At 60.1% G+C, this 24,427-nt stretch carries 20 protein-coding genes; 11 read left to right on the top strand and 9 right to left on the bottom strand.

Features of this window, described 5'->3' with window-relative positions; all coding sequences use genetic code 11:
• The first annotated feature begins 2 nt into the window (after positions 1 to 2).
• Positions 3 to 881: an efflux RND transporter periplasmic adaptor subunit gene (locus ACYVDM_RS09510; protein WP_415786460.1), complete on the top strand. Its 879-nt coding sequence runs from the start codon at positions 3 to 5 to the stop codon at positions 879 to 881.
• Positions 881 to 2,365, top strand: coding sequence for an efflux transporter outer membrane subunit (locus ACYVDM_RS09505; protein ID WP_415787067.1), 1,485 nt, complete (start codon positions 881 to 883; stop codon positions 2,363 to 2,365). Before ACYVDM_RS09510 ends, ACYVDM_RS09505 begins: the two co-directional genes overlap by 1 nt.
• Before the next feature lie 35 nt (positions 2,366 to 2,400).
• On the opposite strand, the gene ACYVDM_RS09500 is transcribed toward ACYVDM_RS09505, so the two are convergent.
• From ACYVDM_RS09500 to ACYVDM_RS09490, 3 genes are read right to left on the bottom strand one after another with little or no spacing between them, the layout of a single operon-like run.
• Complete coding sequence (locus ACYVDM_RS09500; protein ID WP_415786462.1) at positions 2,401 to 3,258, bottom strand: amidohydrolase family protein; 858 nt, start codon at positions 3,256 to 3,258, stop codon at positions 2,401 to 2,403.
• 23 nt (positions 3,259 to 3,281) lie between these two features.
• Complete coding sequence (locus tag ACYVDM_RS09495; protein WP_415786464.1) at positions 3,282 to 4,106, bottom strand: alpha/beta fold hydrolase; 825 nt, start codon at positions 4,104 to 4,106, stop codon at positions 3,282 to 3,284.
• Positions 4,103 to 5,071 carry a Bug family tripartite tricarboxylate transporter substrate binding protein gene (locus ACYVDM_RS09490; RefSeq protein WP_415786466.1) on the bottom strand — a complete coding sequence of 323 codons (969 nt, stop codon included), beginning with the start codon at positions 5,069 to 5,071 and terminating at the stop codon, positions 4,103 to 4,105. The genes ACYVDM_RS09495 and ACYVDM_RS09490 overlap by 4 nt, the downstream gene beginning before the upstream one ends.
• 150 nt (positions 5,072 to 5,221) lie before the next feature.
• Between ACYVDM_RS09490 and ACYVDM_RS09485 the strand changes: the two genes are divergently transcribed.
• Both ACYVDM_RS09485 and ACYVDM_RS09480 read left to right on the top strand, forming a co-directional pair.
• Positions 5,222 to 5,938 (top strand): GntR family transcriptional regulator, encoded by a 717-nt coding sequence (locus ACYVDM_RS09485; RefSeq protein WP_415786468.1) that lies wholly within the window; start codon positions 5,222 to 5,224, stop codon positions 5,936 to 5,938.
• A 73-nt stretch (positions 5,939 to 6,011) separates the two neighbouring features.
• A complete protein-coding gene (locus tag ACYVDM_RS09480) occupies positions 6,012 to 7,247 on the top strand; it encodes a PrpF domain-containing protein (protein ID WP_415786470.1) in 1,236 nt (411 codons plus the stop codon).
• A 15-nt stretch (positions 7,248 to 7,262) separates the two neighbouring features.
• Here ACYVDM_RS09480 and ypfH read toward each other — a convergent pair whose 3' ends face one another.
• Complete coding sequence (ypfH, locus tag ACYVDM_RS09475) at positions 7,263 to 7,967, bottom strand: esterase (protein ID WP_415786472.1); 705 nt, start codon at positions 7,965 to 7,967, stop codon at positions 7,263 to 7,265.
• A gap of 100 nt (positions 7,968 to 8,067) precedes the next feature.
• Here ypfH and imuA point away from each other — a divergent pair, with 100 nt between their 5' ends.
• From imuA to ACYVDM_RS09460, 3 genes are read left to right on the top strand one after another with little or no spacing between them, the layout of a single operon-like run.
• Positions 8,068 to 8,775: a translesion DNA synthesis-associated protein ImuA gene (gene imuA / locus ACYVDM_RS09470; RefSeq protein WP_415786474.1), complete on the top strand. Its 708-nt coding sequence runs from the start codon at positions 8,068 to 8,070 to the stop codon at positions 8,773 to 8,775.
• On the top strand, positions 8,705 to 10,189 hold the full coding sequence (locus tag ACYVDM_RS09465; RefSeq protein ID WP_415786476.1) for a Y-family DNA polymerase: 1,485 nt from the start codon (positions 8,705 to 8,707) through the stop codon (positions 10,187 to 10,189). Before imuA ends, ACYVDM_RS09465 begins: the two co-directional genes overlap by 71 nt.
• Positions 10,182 to 13,373, top strand: coding sequence for an error-prone DNA polymerase (locus ACYVDM_RS09460; protein WP_415786478.1), 3,192 nt, complete (start codon positions 10,182 to 10,184; stop codon positions 13,371 to 13,373). Before ACYVDM_RS09465 ends, ACYVDM_RS09460 begins: the two co-directional genes overlap by 8 nt.
• 49 nt (positions 13,374 to 13,422) lie before the next feature.
• On the opposite strand, the gene ACYVDM_RS09455 is transcribed toward ACYVDM_RS09460, so the two are convergent.
• The 3 genes from ACYVDM_RS09455 to hmpA form a co-directional block, all read right to left on the bottom strand.
• Complete coding sequence (locus tag ACYVDM_RS09455) at positions 13,423 to 14,670, bottom strand: D-amino acid dehydrogenase (RefSeq protein ID WP_415786480.1); 1,248 nt, start codon at positions 14,668 to 14,670, stop codon at positions 13,423 to 13,425.
• Positions 14,671 to 14,805: 135 nt separating this feature from the next.
• On the bottom strand, positions 14,806 to 15,243 hold the full coding sequence (locus tag ACYVDM_RS09450; RefSeq protein ID WP_460475377.1) for an Rrf2 family transcriptional regulator: 438 nt from the start codon (positions 15,241 to 15,243) through the stop codon (positions 14,806 to 14,808).
• Positions 15,244 to 15,262: 19 nt separating this feature from the next.
• Positions 15,263 to 16,483, bottom strand: a complete 1,221-nt coding sequence (gene hmpA, locus ACYVDM_RS09445) for an NO-inducible flavohemoprotein (RefSeq protein ID WP_415786484.1) — start codon at positions 16,481 to 16,483, stop codon at positions 15,263 to 15,265.
• Between the two features lie 542 nt (positions 16,484 to 17,025).
• Between hmpA and ACYVDM_RS09440 the strand changes: the two genes are divergently transcribed.
• On the top strand, positions 17,026 to 17,490 hold the full coding sequence (locus ACYVDM_RS09440) for a GatB/YqeY domain-containing protein (protein ID WP_415786486.1): 465 nt from the start codon (positions 17,026 to 17,028) through the stop codon (positions 17,488 to 17,490).
• On the opposite strand, the gene dinB is transcribed toward ACYVDM_RS09440, so the two are convergent.
• A complete protein-coding gene (gene dinB / locus ACYVDM_RS09435; RefSeq protein ID WP_415786488.1) occupies positions 17,480 to 18,580 on the bottom strand; it encodes a DNA polymerase IV in 1,101 nt (366 codons plus the stop codon). The genes ACYVDM_RS09440 and dinB overlap by 11 nt on opposite strands.
• Before the next feature lie 94 nt (positions 18,581 to 18,674).
• Here dinB and ACYVDM_RS09430 point away from each other — a divergent pair, with 94 nt between their 5' ends.
• Positions 18,675 to 19,088, top strand: a complete 414-nt coding sequence (locus ACYVDM_RS09430; protein WP_415786490.1) for a PaaI family thioesterase — start codon at positions 18,675 to 18,677, stop codon at positions 19,086 to 19,088.
• A 1-nt stretch (position 19,089) separates the two neighbouring features.
• Here the strand turns inward: ACYVDM_RS09430 and ACYVDM_RS09425 are convergent, their stop codons facing one another.
• Positions 19,090 to 19,518, bottom strand: coding sequence for a BPTD_2524 family lipoprotein (locus ACYVDM_RS09425; protein WP_415786492.1), 429 nt, complete (start codon positions 19,516 to 19,518; stop codon positions 19,090 to 19,092).
• 132 nt (positions 19,519 to 19,650) lie between these two features.
• Here ACYVDM_RS09425 and ACYVDM_RS09420 point away from each other — a divergent pair, with 132 nt between their 5' ends.
• Together ACYVDM_RS09420 and ACYVDM_RS09415 are read left to right on the top strand one after the other, a co-directional pair.
• On the top strand, positions 19,651 to 21,567 hold the full coding sequence (locus tag ACYVDM_RS09420; RefSeq protein ID WP_415787069.1) for an alpha/beta hydrolase family protein: 1,917 nt from the start codon (positions 19,651 to 19,653) through the stop codon (positions 21,565 to 21,567).
• Positions 21,568 to 21,726: 159 nt separating this feature from the next.
• On the top strand, positions 21,727 to 24,369 hold the full coding sequence (locus ACYVDM_RS09415) for a penicillin-binding protein 1A (RefSeq protein WP_415786494.1): 2,643 nt from the start codon (positions 21,727 to 21,729) through the stop codon (positions 24,367 to 24,369).
• The last annotated feature ends 58 nt before the right edge of the window (positions 24,370 to 24,427 follow it).

Below are 24,427 nucleotides of genomic sequence, written 5' to 3'. Positions count from 1 at the left end.
TCATGAAAATCCTCAATTCACCGCGCCTTCGTCGTATCGGCAAGTTTGCCGTGACGGTGCTGGCCGTGTGCGCGGCCATCTATGCAGGCTGGCAGTTATGGGTCCACTACGAAATCGACCCGTGGACACGTGATGGCCGCGTCAAGGCATACGTTGTGCAGGTCGCGCCCGATGTGTCCGGCCTGGTCACCGCCGTCCCTGTTCATGATAATCAAGACATCAAAAAAGGCGATGTTCTGTTTCAAATCGATCGCGCCCGTTTCCAATTAGCGTTGGATCAGGGCAAGGCCGCCGTACGCGCACAGCAGGTGGCCCGGGATCAGGCCGCGCGAGACGTCAAGCGTAATCGCTCGCTCGGCAAATTGGTCGCGACCGAGGACGTCGAACAAAGTCAGGCGCGTCTGCAACAATCTGAAGCCGCATTGGCCGAGGCCGAGGTCCAACTCAATACGGCCAAGCTGAATCTGGAGCGTAGCCGCGTGGTGGCCATGGTCGACGGGCGTGTCACCAATTTGGATTTGCGCGCGGGATCTTATGCGACCGCCGGCCGTGGCGTCATGGCGCTCGTGGATGCCAACTCGTTTTACATCGAAGGCTATTTCGAGGAAAACAAACTGGTGCACATCCACGAAGGCGACTCCGCCACCGTCACGCTGATGGGGGAATCCCGTCAGATCAACGGCCACGTGGAAAGCATCTCAATGGGTATTGCGGACCGCGATCGCAGCTTGGGGGAAAACTTGCTGCCCAACGTGAATCCCAATTTTAATTGGGTACGTCTCGCGCAGCGCATCCCCGTGCGCATCCGTATTGACAAGGTGCCTGATGGCGTCCGTTTGGTGGCGGGCCAAACCGCAACCGTGGAGGTTCATTCGAAATGATTGCCTCTCGCGTTTTAAGCCCGCTAGCGCTAGCCATCACCCTCGTGGTGGCGGGCTGCGCGGCGGTCGGCCCGGATTACAAAGCCCCCGCGGACGCCGCGGTGAATCGCCCTGACGCCGCGGGCGATTTTCAACAGTCTCATGAAGCGGTTTTCCAGCAAAACAGCGTGCCCGGTACATGGTGGCAGCTGTACCAAGACCCGACACTGGACGCGTTGATCGGTCAGGCCCTGCAGGCCAATACCAGTTTACGCATGGCGACGGCCAATCTGGAACGCGCGCAGGCCGTGACCCAAGAAGCCCGTGGCGCACAACAGCCCACTATCGGGGTGAACGCCTCGCCGACCTATGGGCATACGTCGGGAGTGTCGGTATTGTCGCCAGACACCCGGCCGATGAACCGTTGGTCGTATTCGGGTGGCATCAGCATTGGTTATCAACTCGATTTGTTTGGCCAGATCCGCCGTGCTATCGAGGCCGCCGAGGGAGATGAGCAATCCGCTCAGGCCGCCTATGATGCCACGCGCGTCACTGTCGCGGCGGAAACGGCGCGTGCGTATGCCGATATCTGCTCGGCTGGTATGCAGTTGGCCTCGGCGCGTCATTCGGTGAATGTGCAGCGCGATTCGCTGGATGCGGTGGAACGCCTGCAGCAAGCCGGCCGTGGCACCGCGCTGGATGTCACGCGCGCGCGCAGCCAGCTGCAACAGTTGCAGGCGAATCTGCCACCCTTTGAGGCAAGTCAACGCACCGCGCTGTATCGCCTGGCCGCGTTGACCGGCCGCACACCGGCGGAAATGCCGACGACGCTGTTGTCATGTGACAAGCCACCTCGGTTGACCGAAACGATCCCGGTCGGAGATGGCGCCGCGCTGTTGCGCCGCCGTCCCGATATTCGCCAGGCGGAACGCACGCTGGCGGCCTCGACGGCGCGTATCGGTGTGGCCACGGCGTCGTTGTATCCCACGATTTCGTTGGGACTGTCTGGGGCATCGGGCGGGCCTGCGACGATTTTTGGGGAACGCGGCACGTATAGCTGGAGCGTCGGCCCGCTGATTTCCTGGACCGTGCCCAACACGGGTGTGGCACAGGCGCAGATTGCTCAGGCCAAGGCCGTGGCGAGTTCCGCCCTGGCCAGCTTTGATCAAACGGTGTTGAACGCCTTGCGTGAAACCGAGAGTGCGCTGGTATCGTATGCACGGCAGCTCGACAGGAATGCGGCACTGGAAGAGGCGCGCAACCAAAGCGCGATCGCGGCCAAGCAGGCCGAGCAGTTATTCCATGCGGGTAAAACGGATTATCTGAACGTGCTGGATGCGCAGCGTACGCTCGCCACGGATGAAAGCGCGCTGGCCGCCTCGCAGGCGGCGTTGAGCGGTAACCAGATCGATTTGTTCCTGGCGTTGGGTGGTGGGTGGCAGGATCAGCCGGAGACCGGCCAAGCGATAGGCAAAATGCCTATCGCCCAGCCAGCACACCGCTAAACGAAAGAGGCTTAGGCACTTGCATTTGACGGATGTTATGCCAGTCTCGTTCCTGGTCGATATAGTTCGTAAGCGTTATCCCATAGCGCCTTGCGGGCATTTTCTTTCCCCAAGACACGACGGACCAGATCGAGATCCGTGGAGTGGAAAGGTCGCTTCGCTCTGGTCGACGGCAGGTCTGTACCAAACATCAATGCATTGGGATTCCGCTGTGCAATGCGTTCAAGAGCCATCGGCACATTCATGCTAACGCGGCCGAATCCCGTTGCTTTGATCTTGGCGCCCGCATCGACCAGATCTAGCAAGACCGGCACTCCCTCCTCTGTCATCCCCAAATGATCGATGACGATCTGAGGCAGTTTTGCCAATTGTGGTAAATGGGATCGCATTTTGGCTGCGTCCAGATAGAGCTCGGCGTGCCATCCAGCAATGTCGTAGACGCGCTGTGCGAAGGTGACCACTTCACTCATGCTATCGACTTTTCCCCGATACAAATTAAATCGTACAGCACGTACCCCAGCGCCCCTCAGGTGTCGAATTTCTGCATCGGAAATATCCGACGGTACTTGTGCAACACCGACCCAATCGGGCCCTAGCTGCTTCAAAGTGGAAACCAGATAAGTCTGATCGAATCCCTGAAACGAGCCCGACACCACAGCGCCTGCTGCGACATTCAGCGAAGCCACATCAGCGCGATACTGAGGGATTGTGTAATGCGGCGGAACGTAGCCCTGATTGGGTACGAGCGGAAACCGAGGATCGATGATGTGGCAGTGCGCATCAAAAACCCGTTGTTTTTCATTTGATACGTGCGCACATCCAAGCAACGTACCGCCAGCCGCTACCGCACCAAGGCCAGCAACGGTAGTCAAGAACCCCCGACGATCAATCATGTGGTCTCCTCCTGGTTTATTTCTTAGCCACGCAGTATGGTGGCGTGTATTGCCAAAGCCACTTCTTCTGGGCATTCAATGGGTGTGTAATGCCGCCGCTTTGGCAGGATGGTCAATTTGGCTTGCGTTAATAGACTGACCAGCTCCCTCGCCATGGCCACTGGAGTGGCATAGTCTTCCTCTCCTACGACTACCGAAACAGGCCCTGTGTACTGTGATAAGCGATGCCGCTCATCAGCGCGGCCTAACATCCGACACGTCTCGGCATAGGCATCGGCGTCGTTCACCAGAAAGACTCTCACGGCTTCCTGGACGAGGTCTGGTTCTTGTTCGGCAAACGCCTCCGAAAACCAGCGGCTGACCTGAAATGGCACCATGGCCTGAAAGCCCTCTTGTCGAGGCCGCAACGCTCTCTCATCCCAGACAAGATGCGCGTTTTCGCCATAACATGCCGTCGAATCGATAATCGTCATGCTGGCGACCCGCTCGGGATGCCGTCCCGCAAATGCCAATGCGACCGTCCCCCCCATCGAACATCCGATCAGATGCACTTTTTGCGCATGCAGATGGTCCAACACGTCACCAATGTCTTTCGCAAAGCGCTCAGTGGTATAGGGCCCCGCCGCGCGGTCTGATTCCCCATGGCCTCGACAATCGATCGCATAAAGCGACGCATCCACGTTCAATTGCTGTGCAACACGACGCCACATTTCTCCGGTCATGGCAAGCGCGTGTATAAAAAGTATGGGAATCGTCGCACCACCGGTGCGCAGGGTATGTACGGCAATCCGACAACCGTCCTCCACAACGACCCGATCACACTCTCCGCCGACAATGGGGTGAATCATTCTGCGCGCGCCCCCGACTTCGTGACCTGCTCCTTCCAGAAGGCCAGGTCTTCGACCATCTTCTGTTCCAACTCGGTCGGTGTACTTGTCCGGACCAGGAAGCCTCCTTCCGCGAGTTGCTTCTTCAATTGCGGTGAAGCGAGTATCTGTTTGATGTCCGATGCGATCTTTGTACGAATCTCTAGAGGCGTGCCTTGCGGCGCCATCATGCCAAACCACGTGTCGACCTCATAGCCTTTGATCGTCTCGCCTACAGTTGAAACATCGGGCAGGATCTCAAGCCGTTCTTTCGATGTCACGGCAATAGGATGCACTCTGCCGCTGCGTATGAACGGCAGCGTCGCAGGAAGGCCAGTCGACACCAACTGTATTTGGCCACCCAATAGATCCGTCAACGCAGGGCTACCGCCGCGATACGGAATATGCGACAGTTGATTAGCCCCCTCTCGCCGCATCAACTCCGCCGCCAGATGGCCAGGTGTTCCGTTGCCGGCCGTGCCGTAGTTCAACGGTTGCGTCGACTTGACCACATCAGACATGGTTTTGATTGACGACTGGGAGTTACTCACCAATACCTGTGGTGTTGTGGCCACCAAGGCTACGCCAGCAATATCGCGAATCGCATCGAATGGGGGGTCAGAATAGAGCAAGGGATTGGTCAATACACCATCGCCCCAGAACAATAGCGTGTAGCCATCAGGTTTCGCCTTGATCACGGCCTGCGCCCCAAGGTTGCCGCCAGCACCCGAGCGATTGTCGATCACGACCGGCTGCTTCCAGACTTTCCCGAGCCCGACAGCGAGCTGACGCGCAATGACATCGAAGCTACCTCCGGGTGCAAAGGGGACGACTACCGTTACCGTCTTTTCCGGAAATCCGGACTGAGCATGCGCCGGGAGCGCCGTAAAGAATGAGGCGCAAGCCAATGTCCCGAGCATGGCCCGTCGTTTAACACAGTCAATCATTGTTATTCCTGTATGGGTAGTAATGGATAAATCGTCTCGCCAATTCAACTTCTATACAGGAGTATAGATATACACAAGTATTTAGGCATAGGTGTGTTACACTTTTTTGAGACACACCGACTGCAGCATGCTCTGCACTGAGAAAGGCCCATGATCGATCCTCGCCTGCCCCTGCATATCCAAATTCGTGACAAGCTGATGGGCCGTATCGCCGATCGCGTATGGAAATCAGGAGAAGCGCTACCCGGCGAAGACCGGCTCGCAGAGGAGTTTTCCGTTTCGGTCGGCACCATGCGCAAAGTCATTCAAGGATTGGTGCATGAGGGTGTGCTTGAACGAAAGCAAGGCAAAGGGACCTTCATCACCAGCGCCTATGAACGCAATTCAATGTTGCGCTTTGTTCGATTCACGAATCCAAGCCAGAGCCGAATACCCCGCGCCAAAATCCTGACGTTGACGGTGCAAGAGGCTGATGCGCAGATTGCCGAAAAACTTGATATCAAAACCGGAGCAAAGACTATTTATATGCACCGGATACGGCTGGATGAGGACGAGGTGATTCTGGCGGAACATATATGGCTTTCCCATAAGCTGTTTTCCAAGCTCATCGCCCACCTTCAGAAAGAGTCGCCTCCCCTGCTCTATCCCGTCTATGACGAAATCTGCGGCGTTCGCGCAGTCCGCGCACTAGATGAGCTCGCAATGGACCACATGCCCGACACTGACGCAGCGTTGTTCAATATTCCTGCCGGGTCGGCATGCATGCGCATTCAACGTGCCATGCGTGACCTCAACGGCGACGTGATTGAATGGCGCATCTCTTATGTGCCAAGTGACCGGTTTCACTATACGGTCGAGATCCGTTGACCCGTCCATACTCGAGAGCTTCTGCAAAACGTCTTCCGCTCGAGCAACGCCCCATTAGGTGCAGGCCATTCAAATGACAACTGACCCGATCCTGTTACTCGATAGACCTCGACTCCAGACTGCTACCGGCATCGTTGAATTTCCGGTACATCACATGCGAGGTGGAACCTCCACTGGCCTGGTCATTTGGAACGCCTTTGCGCCAAAAGATGAAGCGCTGCGCGAGGAACTGCTCAGGCATCTCATGGGGGTTCCCTTATCTGGGTCCCTATCCGCCAATCGGCAGATTACGGGCCTGGGACGAGGCCCCGCGACCAGCAACAAAGTCTTCTTCGTCAGCCTGGAGCAGTCCAACGGCCGTCAACGGCTAGTCAGCACATTGGCGCAGTTGGCAGCCACACATTCGCGGATCGACTGGAGCGTCAATTGCGGCAACATGAGTTCTGCACTGCCATTATGGCTGCTGGACAGTGGCCTTGTCGCGCTTGCCGATGTCGATGACGAACTGGAGATCCGCAATACGAATACCGGCGTGATCTCCACGGGGCGGCTCTTAAGAGATGAAAGTGGAGCACTCGTCCATACCGAAATTCCTGGGGTATATGGGCAATATCCGTCTGTTGACTTGTTCTTGCATGAGCCCGTCGGATCGAAAACAGGCAGACTATTGCCGACTGGCAGCCCTGTCAATGTCATAGATGGTATTCCAGTCTCGTGCGTCGATGTTGCGGTACCCATGGTCATCATCAAGGCAAGCGGCCTAGGAAAAACCGCACACGAATCCATTGACGAGTTGGAGAGCGATCCCACTTTCATGGCGCGATTGCGGCATGTCTGGATTCAAGCTGGCATGCTGATGCAGTTGCGTCGCCGCGACGGCACTCTGATGAGTGAGACAGACATCGCGGCTAGCGAAACCATTCCCAAAGTATGCATCGTCGGATCACCAGCGAATGGCGGCACCTTGTCGACGAGGTACTTCACTCCTCAGACGGGGCATGCTTCGATGGCCGTATCAGGAGGCTGTTGCTTGGCCGCAGCCTGCTTGATTAAAGGCAGCGTGGCCGCCGAAGTCGCAACAGGCTTACCAACGGTAGCGGATCAAACTTGCAATGCCGTGATCAGCATCGAAAATCCGGCTGGCACGCTCGATGCCACCGTTGTCGCACAACGTGATGGTAAAACGCTAAAAATCTCGAAAGTCGCATACAGAAGGTCAGCACAAGTCCTGCTTAAGGGCCATGTCCCCCTCTATCGGGCCACCGACGCATTGCGCGATGCGCTTCTTCAACTCGCATTAGACGCCTGACTCAAGCATGACGAATCAATGCAGCGTCTCGCCTTTTGACGGCGCCTGATTCAACCCCAGCGCGGCTTCCCAACTGCGCAGCGGGACACAGGTTTGCAGGCGTTCGATCGCACACTGCACCAAGGCCGGATGCAACTCGTGCCCGACGTGATTCGCTACGTCGATGGTGCAATCGCCATGCAGAGAGTCAAGCCAGGCCTGTGCGGTTTGCGCATACGTCACATTCATCACCGTATCATTCGCCCCGTGCAACAGGTGGATGGTGGTGTATTGCGGCGGTACTTTGGGTAACCGCGCATAGCGGCCCGAAAATGCCAGAACACGCCCGGCCAGACCATCATGCGCTTGTACCGCCTCGAGCGCCATGATCGCGCCCTGGGAAAAACCGGCTAATGCGGTGTCGGACTGTAATAGGCCAAACCTGGCCTGTGCCGCCCGCACGTAATCGACTAGCGGCGGCAATGCCTGGGCCACCCGCTCGGCGCGGTTGTCTTCGTCGACGCCGCGCACCGAGAACCATTGACGCCCATTTCCTCCGCCGTCATAGCGTTCAAAACCCGCCGGCGCCAGAATCGCGGAGGCCGGAAACGCTGTACGCAATGCCTGAATCAGCGACGCCAGCGTGTGCGGTGTGCCGCCCACGCCGTGCAGCAGGATAAAGAGTTGCTTGATCTCGGTGCCCTCGTCGGGCAGAAATTCAAGGGTGGCAAGGTCTGTCATCGGGGACTCCGGCATATCGGGGCGCAATCGTACCCCCAAATCGTCATTGTAAATCCCCATCCAAAATACTGTATATTTGTACAGTAAATAGAGATTAATCATGCTGTCCCCAGAACTCATCCACCCCGCCCTATGGCGTGCCACCCAATTGGCGCGCAGTGCCCGCCGTGGCATTCCTACAGGCTATGCGGCGCTGTCCGCCCAGTTACCGGATGGCGGTTGGCCCGCGGGCGCCTTGATTGAATTACTGATGCCACACGCCGGCATTGGGGAAATCCGCCTGCTGCAACCCGCGCTGGCCCAGCTCGACAGCCGTCACCCCATCGCCCTGGTGCAACCGCCCCACGTCCCGCACCTGGCCTGCTGGCAAGGCTGGCGCCTGAATCCAGGTCAATTGCTCTGGGTAGCGCCCGAACGTCCGCTTGATGCCTTGTGGGCCACCGAGCAAATCCTGAAACACGGTAGTTGCGGGGCGCTGCTGTGCTGGTTGCCTCACGTACGCCCGGAATCCCTGCGCCGCCTGCATCTGGCGGCCCAGATGGCCGACACGCTGTGCTTTGTGCTACGGCCCGCGACGGTCGCGCAGCAGGCGTCTCCGGCCCCACTGCGGCTGGCGCTCTCTCCCGCGTCCGGCGGCTTGTCTGTGCACATCCTGAAACGGCGTGGCCCGGCCTGTACGCAACCCTTATTTCTAGATTTCGAGCCCGCCCGTACGCGCGAGACTGTTTCTCCTGATCATGCCCCTCTGGATCGCCGCCTTCCTGCGCTGTCTGCCACTCGACGCCGCACGCCCGCATTGGTCTCGTGATGCGGCCTTTGCCGTCCTGGATCAGGCGCGTATTGCCGCGCTGACCCCAGCGGCGGCAAAGGCAGGCATCCAGGCGGGCATGCGTCGTGCCGGGGCCGCCGCGATCGCGCCCGACGTTCCTTTGCTCGCACGGGATCTCGTGGCCGAACAACATCTCCTGCACGAAACCGCGCTGGCCTTGCTGCAATACACGCCGGACATCGCGATCGCCGAGCCCGACACGCTGTTACTACAGGTCGGCGCCAGTCTGGCGTATTTTGGGGGGCCTCGTCAGTTGCATCGACGCATCACTGCCACGTTACAGGCCATGGGCCTGCATATTGGGTCAGGCATGGCGCCCACCGCTCAGGGAGCCTGGCTGCTCGCGCATCAATCTTGCGCTCGATCACGACGCCGTGTCTTGCAGATCGACACGATGACCACTGTGCTTGATGCAATACCTTGCGCCCTGCTGCCCAGCGCCCAGGCTCGCCTGGACTGGTTGCACGGCATTGGATGCCGCACCCTGAGCGACCTGCGCCATCTGCCGCGCGCAGGCCTGCAACGCCGCTGCGGCACCGAGCTCCCCCGCTCGCTCGACGCGGCCTATGGCATCGCGCCGGAATGTCATGCCTGGCTCCAGCCGCCGGCGCGTTTTCAGCAACGCCTGGAGTTGCCCGATTACATCGCGCATGCCGAAGCCATCCTGGCCTGGGCGCAACGCCTGCTCGAACCCCTATGCGGCTGGCTGACCGCCCGACGCCTGGCGGTTCAACATTTCACGCTGGTACTCGAGCACGAACGAGGCCGGCACGCGCGCGCACCGACCCGCCTGCCCATCCATCTGGCCCAACCAGCCTGGCAGCCCTCGCACCTCCTGAGTTTGCTGCGTGAAAAACTCGGCCGCCTGCCGCTCGAGGCCCCCGCGATTGCACTGGCCCTGCACGTCGACGACACCGTCGAACAGCCTGCGGCCAGCACCAGCCTGTTTCCCGAGCCAGGTGGCTCGCCCACCGAGCACGCCCGCTTGCTGGATCTGCTTAGCGCCCGCCTGGGGCGCGAACGCGTCTTGCAAGCCCAACCCATCGCCGATCACCGCCCCGAGGTAGCCAACCACTGGGGCGCTGCGCAGGACGTCCCGTCCCGGCCCCCCCGCGATCTCAGCCATCATGACCCGTTCACGCTGATGGATCGCCCCTTTTGGTTGCTGGATCCCCCCGTTCCGCTGCAAGTCCAGCAGCATCGTCCCGTCTATGCAGGCCAGCCCCTGCGCCTGATACGCGGCCCCGAACGCATCGAAAGCGGATGGTGGGATGCCGCGCTGACGGTGCGCGACTACTTTGTCGCCGAGGACGCGGCAGCCGCCCGCTACTGGATCTATCGCGAACGCGATACCGAACACGCCCGTTGGTTTTTGCACGGACGCTATGCCTGATATCCCGCTCACCGCCATGACACGGCCCGCATCCCTGCCTGGCTTGCCCGCCTATGCAGAGCTGCAATGCCTGTCGAATTTTTCGTTTCTACAAGGCGCCTCGCATCCCGAAGAGCTCGTCGTACAGGCCGCGCAACTCGGTTATGCGGCGATCGCCATCACCGATGAGTGTTCGCTGGCGGGCGTCGTGCGAGCACTCGCCGAAGCCGAAAAACAAAAGCTCCCGCTCATCGTCGGCAGCACGCTGTGTTTACACACAGCGCCATCCTCTGCCGATGCTCCGCCCCTGTCGCTCGTACTCCTGGCCCAAACCCGCGAAGGCTACGGCAATTTATCCGAGCTGATTACGCTAGGCCGCTCACGCGCCCCAAAGGGCGATTACCGGCTGTATCTCGATGACATCACCACTCCCGATCCGACTTATGCACATCTACGCAACCTGCCCGATTGCCTGGCAATCCTGGCTCCTCCTCATGGGATGTCCGCTACGACGCTCGCGGAACACGCTCATTGGCTGGCGCGGACTTTTCCGGGCCGCGCCTGGATCGGGCTGACCCTACTGCATCATGCTCGCGATGACCTGCACCGCACTGCCGTACAACAGGCGGCACAACTCACGGGACTGCCCGTCACCGCGCTGGGTCATGTGCAGATGCATCGACGTTCGCGCAAACCGCTGCACGATACGCTGACGGCCATCCGCAGCAAACGCGCCGTCTCGCAATGCGGCTACGACCTGCAGGTCAATGCCGAGCAACATCTGCGCAGTCGCTTGCGCCTTGCGTCGCTCTATCCCCCCGAGGCGCTGGCGCAAACCCTGGCCATCGCACAGCGCTGTTCTTTTTCACTACGCACTCTGCGCTACGAATACCCCGACGAAATCATCCCGGCCGGCGAAACCCCCACCACCTATCTGCGGCGCGAGGTTTATGCTGGCGCGGCGCATCGCTTTCGCGACGGTATTCCACCGGCGATTCATCAACAAATCGAAAAAGAACTCGCACTGATCGCCGAGCTGGAATACGAAGCTTATTTCCTGACCGTCTACGACATCGTGCAATATGCGCGCCGTGAAAACATCCTGTGTCAGGGACGCGGATCGGCCGCCAATTCCGTCGTGTGCTATTGCCTGGGCATTACCGCCGTCGACCCGCAACGCAGCCAGTCCTTGTTCGAGCGCTTTATCAGCAAAGAACGCAACGAGCCTCCGGACATTGATGTCGATTTCGAACATCAACGCCGTGAAGAAGTCATCCAGTACATCTACCGTAAATACGGACGCCGCCGCGCCGCCCTGACGGGCGTCGTCATCTCTTATCGACCCCGCAGCGTCCTGCGCGACACCGGCCGCGCATTGGGCATCGATCAAAGCATCATCGATGCCGTGGCCCGCGCGCATCAATGGTGGGATGGAAAAAAAACCATGTTGCGCACCTTGGGCGCCTGCGGCCTGGATCCCGAGTCAACCGTCGCACGGCACTGGGCCATCCTCGCCGAAACCTTGATCAACTTTCCTCGCCACCTTTCCCAACACCCTGGTGGCTTTGTGATTTCACGCGGCAATCTGGCTCGTCTGGTCCCCATCGAGAATGCCGCGATGCCAGATCGCAGTGTCGTGCAATGGGACAAGGACGATCTCGATACGCTGGGCCTTTTAAAAGTCGATGTATTGGCGCTTGGCATGCTATCCGTCTTGCGTCGTGCGCTGGATTTTGTCAGTCAGCGCCGAAGGCAGCCCTGGTCTTTGCTCGACATCCCTAAAGAAGACCCCGCCACTTATGACATGATTTGCGCGGCCGATACCATCGGCGTTTTTCAGATCGAATCGCGCGCACAAATGAGCATGTTGCCGCGACTCAGGCCACGCGAATACTATGATCTGGTGGTACAGGTCGCCATTGTGCGGCCCGGCCCGATTCAGGGTGGCATGGTGCATCCGTATCTCAGGCGGCGCCAAAAAAAAGAGGCTGAAACCTATCCCAGCGAGGCCGTGCGCGGGGTATTGAAGCGCACGAAGGGCGTACCTATTTTTCAGGAACAGGTCATGCAGATCGCGATGGTCGCGGCCGACTTTACCGCTGGCGAGGCCGATCAGTTGCGGCGCTCCATGGCCTCCTGGAAACGCAAGGGCGGTATCGACAAGTTCAATGAAAAACTCGTCACGGGTCTGCTGAAAAATGGCTACACCGAGGCATTCGCCACGGCCATCATTCGTCAGATCGAAGGTTTCGGAGAATATGGTTTTCCCGAAAGCCACGCCGCCAGTTTCGCGCTGCTTGCTTATGACAGCGCCTGGCTGAAATACCACGAGCCCGAGGCTTTTCTGGCGGCTTTGCTGAACTCCCAGCCTATGGGTTTTTATGCCCCTGCGCAGTTAATCCAGGATGCGCGCCGCCATGGGGTGCACGTGCTGCCCACTGATGTCACGGTCAGCCACTGGGAAGCCTCGCTCGAGACGCTACCGGCCTGTCCTCGCCCCGCTGTACGCCTGGGTCTGAACCAGATCCAGGGCCTATCAGAAGCCGCCGCACTACGTATCGAACAGGCTCGCGCGACACATCCTTTCACGCACACCCGGGACCTGGCCCGTCGCGCTGAACTCAATCGCCATGAACTCGACGCCCTGGCGGCCGCCGATGCGTTGCATCGCCTCGCGGGCCATCGCAGACTCGCCAGATGGGAGGCCAGCGCCAGCGTGGCCAGTCGGGATCTGCTGCGCCATGCGGATCCTGCTGATCCCGAATCACCCACTTTGTCCGCCCCTACCGAAGGCGAATCGATTATTGAGGATTACCGCAGCTTGCGCTTGACCTTGCGCAGCCATCCCGTTGCGTTATTGCGACCTCGTCTGCAAACGATGCGATTTCAGCCTGCGGAGGTGCTCAATCGTTATCCGGACCGACGCCTGGCACGTGCCTGCGGACTCGTCACCATGCGACAACGCCCGCAAACCGCCAAAGGCACCGTGTTCATCACGTTGGAAGACGAAACCGGGTCCGTTAATGTCGTCGTCCGCAGCGAGCTCATGGAACGTCAACGCCGGGAATTGCTCGGAGCGACCCTGCTAGGGGTATACGGCACTTGGCAAAACATCGAAGGAATACGCCACCTGATCGCGCAACGGTTGGTAGACCTCTCGCCCTTGTTGGGTGGGCTGGCCGCGCGCAGTCGGGATTTTCATTAAATCGGCGGCCCGAGTGCTTACTCCGCACCCGTCGCGCACCGATCACGCTTTAAGGCCGAAACGGCGTCGCATCGATAGGCAGTTCCAGGCCCGACATCTGGGCCGTCAGCAAGGCGGCGCTGCCGCAGGCCAGGGTAAAGCCCAAGGCACCCTGCCCCACGTTCAACCACAAGTTGTCCGCGACGCGGCTCTCGCCAATCAGAGGTTTGCCCGTCGGCGTCGCCGGGCGCAATCCGGCCCATGGCACGGCCTGCCCCAGATCCAGGCGTGGGAAAGCCTCGCGCACCTGCTGCTTGAGCAACGCGATGCGGGCGGGATCGATATCGGCGTTCGGGCTGCCGATATCCACCATGGCGGCGATACGCAGGATCCGTCCGATACGCGCATACACAATGCGTCGCTCGTAATCCGTCACGCTGATTGCGGGGGCCGTCTCATCACCATCGGCCAGGGGCACGCTCAGGCTGTAGCCTTTTAGCGGATACAGGGGCAGGTCTCGTCCCAGAGGCTTGATCAAATTGCGCGATGCCATCCCCGCAGCCAGTACGACCGCATCCACAGGGATATCGCCATTGGCCGTTTCTACGGCCACGATCTTGCGGCCCTCGCGTCGCAAGCGCCGCACGGGACTGGCCATCCGGCATTGCACACCCTCCGACTCCTGCAGTCGCCGGAACAGGCTTTCGGTGAACTGGCGACAATCGCCCGCCTCTTCACTGGGGGTATAGACAGCACCGGCCAGATTGCGACCCAGTCCCGCCAACGCGGGCTCCAGGGCAAGAGTTTCTGCGGCGTCCAGGACGCGTTGCTCTGCCCCCAGGGCAGCCTGATAGGCCACCAGACGTCGTGCTTTCTCAAGTAACTCAGGGCTGCGATACGCAATGAGTTTGCCATTGCGCACATGGCCAAAATCGATGTTTTCTTCTTCGAGCAGGCGATTCAATACGTCGCGGCTCAGGTACGACAAGGACTGCAACTGGGCAGTGGAGGCCTTGGCGACCGAGGCGCGGCATGCCAGCGCAAATTGCAGGCACCATTGCCATTGATGAGGATCCAGGCGAGGCTGAAAGCGCAGTGGCGAGTCGGCCCGCAACAGCCAGCCCGGCACGCTGGGCAAGACGCCCGGGCCGGCCAGCGGCGCGACGTAGCTATAGCTCAGTTGCCCGCCATTGGCGTAACTGGACACCGTTGCCGGACGCGCCCGGCTATCGATCAAGACGACCTCGTGTCCCTGCCGAGCCAGAAAATAGGCCGACGTCACACCGATCACGCCGGCGCCAATGACGCATACCTTCATGGTAAACCCTAAATATCAGAACCAGCCTTCATTCTGAAACGTGACGGTCGTCAGGGCAAATGCCAATCTGGCGGGTGGCCATAACCTAAGGTTTAGTGTGATCGTTTTGGGTGGTCGTTAGTGCCACATACCGCTCTACGCGATGCGCTGCAGCCGTATGATGGCCTGCCCAGTGGGAGCAAGCACCAGATCGGCCAACGTATGGCGATTGAGTTCGTCGTAAAACGACTGCAGGCTGTTGGCCAGTACGCCGGAGAGCAAGCAAAGCCCTTGCAGCGCGCAGACGGGTTCCCCGCAATTGACCAGGGTGTGCTGGTTTTCCAGCGCGTACACCAGATCCCCCAGACGATAGGCGGCTGGCGCGCGCGCCAGCCGCAGGCCCCCGCCTTTGCCGCGGGTGGTCGCAATCCAACCCTGCTGACTCAGAAAATGCACGACCTTGACCAGATGGTTGCGCGACACCTCAAACCGCTCGGCGATCTCGGGGACCGTCACGGGTGTCGAGCGACCATCGCTCTGCGTCAGGTACATCAAGACGCGCAGGCCAAAGTCTGTGTATTTAGTGAGTTGCATGGCGTTGCACTATAACGCCTTATGCACCGGGTCCGCCGGTGCCAAACAACTCGGCATGGATGCGTTCCGGGGCGACGCCCAATGCGGTCAATGCCTGACGCTGCGCACTCATGAAGGGCAAGGGACCGCACATGTAGTAATCGGCATCGGGCAAGACGGCAATGTCACGAATGGCTTGGAGATCCATCCGGCCGGCGTAGTCGTAGTCCTGGCCAGGTTGATCGTCAGAGGCGACCGTTTCGTAGTAGACGACTTTGCGGACGTTAGGACGCGATTGAACGATGTCGTTGACGTGCGATTTCATGGCATGCACGGAACGATCGCGGCATGCATGCACGAAGCGAATCTGGCGACCGTCGTCGCGGGCGACGAGGTGGTTCAGCATGGAGACCATGGGAGTCAGGCCAACGCCGCCACTGAGCAGGACGACCGGCGCAGTACCGTCTGCATTGAGGGTGAATTCGCCTTGCGGGGGAGCAAGGTCGAGGACGTCGCCTTCGTTTAAGTTGGCGTGCAGGACATTGGATACGCTGCCCGCGGGCGAGCCGTTAACGCCGCTTTCGCGTTTGACGGAGATGCGCAAGCGACCTTGGCCCGGGGCGTCGGACAGGCTGTATTGGCGCGGCTGCATGATGCCGAGTTGGGGGACGAAGACGCGTAGCGAAATGTATTGTCCCGGCAGGTAGTCGGGCACGGGGCCGCCGTCGGCGGGAACGAGGTAGAAGGACGTGATTTCTGCGCTTTCGGGGATTTTTTTGTCGACGCGGAATCCGCGCCAGCCGGTCCAGCCGCCTTCTTTGCGTACGGCCTGTGCGTAGAGTTTGGCTTCTTCGGCGATAAGCAGATCAGCGAGCTGGCCATAGGCGGCGGCCCAGGCGGCGATGAGTTCGTCGGTGGCGGCTTCTTCGCCGAGGACTTCGCGGATGGAGGCCAGCAGGTGCTTGCCGACGATCGCGTAGTGTTCGGGGCGAATGCCAAGGCTGACGTGTTTGTGGACGATGCGAGTGATGACGGGCATCAGTACGGAGGGGTCGTCGATGTGTTCGGCGTAGGCGGCGACGGCGGCGGCCAAGGCTTGCTGTTGTTGCCCCCCGTCTTGGTGTCCTTGATTAAAGACCTGTTTGAGTTCCGGATTGTGGCGGAACATACGGGCGTAAAAGTGACAGGTGAGTGTTTCACCATGCACCTTCAGTACGGGTGCTGTGGCTTTGACTAAATCGCGAACTTCCTGGCTCAGCATTTTGACGGTTCCTTCGGGTTGCTTTTTTACTTACGGGGATTCTTTAAGATGTATTTATTATACATATTTATGCGTTGTGGATGCCGCGGGGTCTTCGTAGGAAGGGCTTTCTCTGGATGTTTGGTTCGTGTCGCTGTGTGGTGATGCCGGCCAGATCGCGCCGACTCGGCCCGTGATCAGAGGCCTCGGTCTCGCTGCGCGAGACTGAATCGGCGCTCAACAGGCCGGCATCACCACACAGCGACACGAACCAAACACGCACATTGAGGAAACTGCCGTCGTTGAGGGCTGATGTCGTGGTCAAACTGGTGTTTTGATGGGCCTAATGTCATGGTGAAGCTGATGCTGTTGGTACGGCCGATGTCGTGGCGAAACTGCTGCTGTTGAAACTGTGGTCGTGTAAAGACTGTGGTCATTGTTGAAACTGTCACGGGTGGACTGCTTGGGTGTACTTGTGGGATTAAACTGGGGAATTGTTCTTGTTTGGTGTGCTTGGTGCTGGGTGTACCAGGTGCATTTTTCTTCTTTTAAGGGTGTCAGCTATGAGCAGTGCTTCGCTCAGGGGTCGGTTGTCCGACGCAGTTAAGGATGCTATGCGTGCGCGGGAAACGGAGCGGTTGTCGACGCTGCGGTTTTTGCTGGCGGCGGTTAAGCAGAAAGAGGTTGATGATCGCCGGGAGTTGAGTGATGAGGAAGTGACGGCGATCATTGAGAAGCAGGTTAAGCAGCGTCGCGAATCGATTGCGGCTTTTGAGCAGGCGGGTCGTCTGGAAACGGCGGCTCAGGAGACGGCTGAGTTGGATGTGTTGCGGGAGTTCTTGCCGCAGCCGGCGTCCCCCGAGGAGATAGATGCGGCGGTGAATGCTGCGTTGGCTGAGGTGGCCGCGCTGGGTCTGAGCGGTGGTGCTGCGATGGGCAAGGTGATGGCGATTTTGAAGCCGGCGCTGGCGGGCAAGGCGGATATGTCCGAGGTGTCGCGACAGGTGAAGCAACGTCTTAATGGTTAGTGTCGGGCTCGTCGTCGAATAGGCCCAGGTCGGGCTGGCGGGCTTGTGTGGCAGGGTCTTCGAAGTTGCTCATCCCGATGCCGGCCAGGCGGTATCGGGTGCTGGCGGGCAGGTCCACGCGTGCGCAGAGTTGCTGGGCAACGAGGGTAAGGTCCTGGGCACTGGCGGGTGCACGGGCCAGCGTCAGGGTGCGCGTGAGGATGCGAAAGCGGTCGGTTTTGAGTTTGAGGACGACGGTGCGGCCGATGGCGCCCTTTTTTATGCCCTGGTCCCAGATTTTGATGGCGAGGCGTCCGAGGATATCGTCCAGGGCTTGCAGGGGCTGGTCTACGGACAGAGTGGTTTCGGCGGATATTTGTTGCAGGGGCGCGTCGGGCTGGACTTCGCGGTTGTCGATGCCTTGTGACAGTTCGTGCAGCCGTATGCCGTAGCGGCCGAAGTGGTGTTCGAGTTCTGCGGCGCTATGGCGTGACAGGTCGCCGACGGTGTGGATACCGAGGGCATCGAGTTTGCCTTGCATGACTTTGCCTACGCCGGGGACTTTGCGCACAGGCAAGGGCTGCAGGAAGGCCAGGATTTGTGAGGGTTTGATGACGAACAGGCCGTTGGGCTTGTTCCAGTCGGAGGCGATTTTGGCCAGGAATTTGTTGGGTGCGACGCCAGCCGAGGCGGTGAGGCGAGTTTCCTCGAGGATTTCACTGCGTATGGCCTGCGCGACTGCGGTTGCCGAGGCAAGGCCGGTTTTGTTGAGGGTGACGTCCAGGTAGGCTTCGTCCAGCGATAGGGGCTCGATCAGGTCGGTGTGGCGCGCAAAGACGTGCCGGACTTGGCGCGAGACCTCGCGATAGCGGTTGAAATCGGGGGGCACGTAGATCGCGTCGGGGCAAAGGCGCTGCGCGCGCGCGACGGACATGGCGGAATAGACGCCGAAGCGCCGCGCCTCGTATGAGGCGGCGCAGACGACAGAGCGGGACCCTTCCCAAGCGACGACGACGGGCAGTCCGCGTAGCGAAGGATTGTCGCGCTGCTCGACGGATGCGTAAAACGCATCCATGTCGACATGTACGATCTTGCGCGAAAACGAGGACATGACAAGTACGATACGGGAAGCTGTGGGCAAAAAAGAATATTATGACGCGCTCTCGCGTTAAATTTTTCGACGCTTTTCAGATTAGCCTGATCTCATGACGACACCTGCCCAGACCGACTATTTTGGCCTGACCATCCCTTTGATGCACTTGATGGGCGTGATTCCCGAAAGCATTGGTCCGGGCCATGCACGCACGCGCTTGCCCTGGCGCGAGGATCTGACCAATAGCCGTGGCGATGTGCACGGTGGCACGCTGATGAGCGTGCTGGATTTCACGCTCAGTGCCGCCGCGCGCGGCAATGACCTCCAGACCGGCATGGCGACCATCGACATGACCACCAGCTTTATTTCCCCCGGAAACAGCGATTTGACGATCGAGGCCCGCTGCCTGCGCATGGGCGCATCGATTGCGTTCTGTGAGGGTGAAATCCGCAACGTCAAGGGCGAGCTAGTTGCCAAGGCTTCGGGTTCGTTCAAGATTTTCAAGCGCCGCCCCGGCGGCGATTGAGCTATTTTTTGGGTTTGGGAACCTCTGTGGGCATGTAGGTGGTGCACGACGGCACTTCGTAAATCACGGCCGCGCGCATGGCGCGAACGGCGTTTTCGTTCCAGATGCCGCGGCCCCACATCACGATGTCGACTTGCGACTGACGCTCACCCTGGCCCGTGATGGTCACGCGTGCTACGTCGTCCCCCGTAAACGGCGCCTCAACCCGCACGAGGGCGGTGCGCGCGGCATCGTCCACTGTGCCATGTACCTTGTACGCGCCCTCGCCACGCAGGCAACGCTCGGCCTGGGCCGTCGCCGCCTCGTAGGTGGCTCGATAACTGGACTGCACTGTCAAACTGGCTGTCGGCGTATTGCCACCTGAAGAAATCCCAGTCGAGCAGGCCGCCAGGCCTGCGACGGCCAATGCCGCTCCTACCGCTTTGATCATGTTGACTCCCATAACGTGGCTGCGATTATCCCGCAATCTTTGCCCTCGCCGCCAGTTGTCGCATTTCTGGTCGTGACGGGCGGCGATCTGTCCCCGGCGAGACGCGTTCGACTCGGCCCCCTCGCCTATGGCATGATCAATAGGTCAACCGTCGGCCTCACCCGACCCAGGAGATTTGCTTTGCCTCACCGTACCGCCGCCACGCACCTGCCGCAACAATACCCGTTAAAAGATTTCTTCCGTAATCCTGAGCGCGGCTATTTCCGCCTTGCCGACGACGGCAAGACGCTCGGATTCATGCAGCCTGCCGCGCTGGATGATCAGCCCGCCCGGATGAACATCTACGTGCAAGCGTTGCAAAACGCCCTGCCCGTGGGCGAGGCGCGCAGGCTGACGAACGAAACGGCACGCGATATCAGCAATTTTTTCTGGAAAGGCAACGATATTGTGCTGTACCAGAAAGATTTCGGTGGTGACGAAAATTTCCACGTCCTGGCCGTGAACGCCCATACCGGCGTGGCCCACGACTTGACGCCGTATGACAGCGTGCGCGCGGGTATCGAGGACGATCTGCCGGATGATCCCGATCACGTCCTGATCAGCCATAACCAGCGTGACCCCCAGGTCTTTGATGTCTATCGCGTCAATGTCCACACCGGCACGGCCGTGCTGGTCGCGCAAAACCCGGGCAATGTCGTGGGCTGGCAGACCGACCACGCGGGTCAGGTTCGCGCCGCGATTACCAGCGATGGGCTGGACACCACCCTGCTCTATCGCGACGACGAGGCCGCGCCGTTCCAGGCCTTGATCACCACCGACTACCGCACCACCGTCAGTCCGGCGTTTTTTACCTTTGATGATCGCAAGTTCTACGCGCTGAGCAATCGTGGCCGCGACAAGCTGGCGTTGGTCGTCATTGACCCCGCCTCGCCCGACCACGAAGAACTGGTATTTGCCACAGACGAAGTCGATCTTGACGCTGCCGGCTATTCCCGCAAACGTCGTGTCCTGACGGAGGCCGCCTACCAGACTGACAAGCCGCGCCGCCATTATTTTGATGCGCAGACCGAGGCGCTGTATCAGCAACTCGAGAACCTGCTTCCCGGTTACGACCTGGCCATTCAGGGCCTGAACCGCAACGAAGACACATTCATTGTGGCCGCCTACAACGACCGTACGCCCGGCTCCCGATACCTATTCCAGTCCGACTCCGGCACGCTGCACAAGCTGGCCGATATCAACCCGGCTATCCCAGAGACGGACATGTCGCCGGTGCAGCCCGTGTCTTACACCAGTCGTGATGGTCTCGAGATCCATGGCTATCTGACACTGCCCGCTGGCCGCGACCCACGCGGCTTGCCGTGCATCATTAATCCGCACGGTGGCCCGTGGGCGCGCGATGGCTGGGGCTATAACCCGGAAATCCAGTTCCTGGCCAACCGTGGCTTCTGCGTCCTGCAGATGAACTTCCGCGGATCCACCGGCTATGGCAGGGCGTTCTGGGAGGCCAGCTTCGGCCAATGGGGGCTGGCCATGCAGGACGATATCACCGATGGGGTACGCTGGCTCATCGAGCAAGGCATTGCCGACCCGGCCCGCATCGGGATCTACGGGGGCAGTTACGGGGGTTACGCCACACTCGCGGGCATTACCTTCACCCCGGATCTGTATGCCGCGGCGGTCGATTACGTGGGCGTATCGAATCTGTTCACCTTTATGAACACCATTCCGCCCTATTGGAAGCCCTTGCTGGCCAAAATGTACGACATGGTGGGTCATCCCGAGCACGACCACGATCGCCTCGCGGCGACCTCGCCTGCCCTGCACGTCGACCGCATCCGCACGCCCCTCTTGATTGCCCAGGGCGCACAAGACCCGCGCGTCAACAAAGCAGAAAGCGACCAAGTGGTGCAGGCGCTACAAGCGCGCGGCGTCGAGGTCCAATACTTGGTCAAAGACAACGAGGGGCACGGTTTTCACAACGATGAAAACAAGTTCGAGTTCTATGAAGCCATGGAAGCGTTTTTCGTCTCCCATTTAAAGCCCTGAGCCTGATGCGCCACGTCTCCCAAAATGGGGGACGATCCCCCGTCAAGACAGCCGACAGACCCGCCATTGGGATGATGGGACACCCTTTGCCATGTTTGGTTACGGAAACCTAATGGGCAAAGAGAGTGTCTATCTGGTTCTGGCCTAGAATCAGCAGCAATGAATACCCCTGAAAAATCGCGTTCCTCCGCCCTCCGCCCGAGCATCAAACAGTTTTTGCGCAAGCGCATTGTGGCCCAGTTGGCTATCGGCCTGGCCGGTCTGGCCGTGTGCGGCGCTGTGCTTATTGGCCTGGCCGTCGCACTGACCTGGCCCAACCTGCCTGCCCTGCACGCCATGACCGACTACCGGCCCAGTGTGCCGCTGCGCGTTTATACGGCAGATCGCGTGCTGATCGGCGAGTTCGGCCAGGAACACCGCAATGTGGTGCGCTTTGAAGACATTCCGCTCGTCATGAAACAGGCCATGCTGGCCGCCGAAGACGATGAATTTTATGAGCATGGCGGGATTGACTGGATGGGCGTGGCACGCGCCGCAGTGACCAACGTGATCAATCGCTCGAAATCTCAGGGCGCCAGCACGATCACCATGCAGCTCGCGCGCAATTTCTACCTGTCGTCCGATAAAACGTATTTACGCAAGTTCTACGAGCTGCTGCTGACCTTCAAGATCGAAGCCGAACTCACCAAGGACCAGATATTGGAGCTCTACATGAACCAGATTTATCTGGGTCATCGCAGCTATGGTTTCGAGGCCGCCGCGCGTACGTATCTGGGTAAGCCCCTGGCCGAGGTCACCGCCGCCGAGGCTGCGCTGTTGGCCGGCGTCCCCAAGGCTCCCTCGCGCTCGAACCCCATCACCAATCTGGATCGCGCCGTCGTCCGCCAGCACTATGTCTTGGGCCGTATGGAGGCGCTGGGATTTCTCACCCCCGAGCAAGCCCAGGCCGCGCGCGAACAACCGCTGCAGATTCGCGGCACCGAAGGCATGCAAAGCGACGGTTTTCCTGTACACGGCGAGTACCCCGCGGAACTGGCGCGCCAAATCCTGTACGGCCTGTTCCAGGATGACACCTACACGCGCGGCATCGACGTCTACACCACGATCAACTCGAAAGACCAGGAGGCCGCCTACCAGGCCGTGCGCAGTGGCGTGCTGGACTATACCCGCCGCACCGCCTATCTCGGGCCGGAAGACCTGATCAACCTGCCTCCCGACATCGAACAAGACACGCAGGCCTTCGAGGAAATCCTCGACACCGTCCAGGAGGAGACGCCCGACAGCAGCGACCTGTTGACAGGCATCGTGCTCTCGGCCAGCCCGACCGAAGTCAAAGTCGCGCGCAGCGCCAGCGAGATCGTCACCGTCTCCGACAAAAAAGCCCTCGCCATCGTGGCGCGAGCATTGAGTCCGAAAGCCAGTGACACCCTGCGTATCCAGCGTGGATCTGTCGTGCGCCTGCATAAAAACGGCGACTACTGGGAAATCCTGAATCTGCCGACCGTGCAGGCCGCGCTGGTCTCCCTGTCGCCCAAAGACGGCGCCATGCGTGCCGTCATCGGCGGCTTTGATTTTTACAGCGGCTCGTTCAACCGTGCCACGCAAGCCTGGCGCCAACCCGGCTCGACGATCAAGCCGTTCATCTACGCCTCCGCGCTGGAGCGCGGCATGACACCGGCCACGCAAATATCGGATCAGCCCTTTGTGCTGACGGTTGAGCAAACCGGATCTCGCCCTTGGACCCCGAAGAACGACAACAACAAGTACGAGACCATGCAGACGCTGCGACAAGGCCTGTACCGCTCTAAAAACATGGTGTCCATCCGCATCCTGCAAGCTGTCACACCGCAGTACGCCCAGGACTATCTGACACGCTTTGGTTTTCAGAAAGACCGCTGGCCCGCCGTGCTACCCATGGCCCTGGGTGCTGGTGGCGCGACGCCGCTGCAACTCGCCAGCGCATACACCGTCTTTGCCAATGGCGGCTACCGGGTGCCCCCCTATCTGATCGACCGCGTCACCGACCGCTCGGGTAACGTGCTGATGCAAGCTCAGCCGGTCATCGCGGGCGACGAGGCCGCCCGGGCCATCGACCCGCGCACCGCCTGGGTGACAGACGACATGCTGCTGGACGTCGCCAGCCGTGGCACGGGGGCCCGCGCCAAACGGGAGCTCAAGCGCGATGACATCCGGGGCAAAACCGGTACGACCAACGACGCCATCGATGTCTGGTTCGCGGGCTACACCCCGACATTGGCCACCACCGTCTGGATGGGTTTCGACCAACCCAAATCTCTCGGCAGCAACGCATTTGGCAGCGGCCTGGCGCTCTCCACCTGGCTGGACTACATGCGGCCCGTCCTGAAGGACATCCCCGAGCAGCCACAACGGCCGCATCCCGACGGGTTGCTCGTACACAACGGTGAATACTATTTCTCGGAATTTCCCCCCGGCCGTGCGATCGCCTCGCTGGATCTCCCCACGGGCGACGAGCTGACCGACTTCCTCGAAAACATGCGCCCCAGTGACGGTTCGCCCACGCAGGTGCGGCAGCCCAATGCCCCCAGCGGCGTTCTGCCGTCCAACGTTCGGCCCGCCTCGCCGATCGGCCAAGCGGATCAACCCGCCGCGGCGCCCATCACCGCCCCCTCTCCCGTAACGCCGGCCCCGTCGGCCAACCGCGTCGCGCCATCCGTCCCGGCCACCTCGCCTCACCCCGCCGGCAATGCCAACACAACGCTGGCGATTCCGATTCCGCTGGCGCCACCGTCCACAACTTCACGACAACAAGGCGGATACTGATAAGAATCAGTATTATTCATGATATCGTGTGGGACTCGACCCAACCTGCACGACGACA

It is taken from the genome of Bordetella tumulicola (assembly GCF_054779135.1).
Note: the sequence above shows the minus strand (reverse complement) of the source record. Positions and strands in the feature narration are given on the sequence as shown.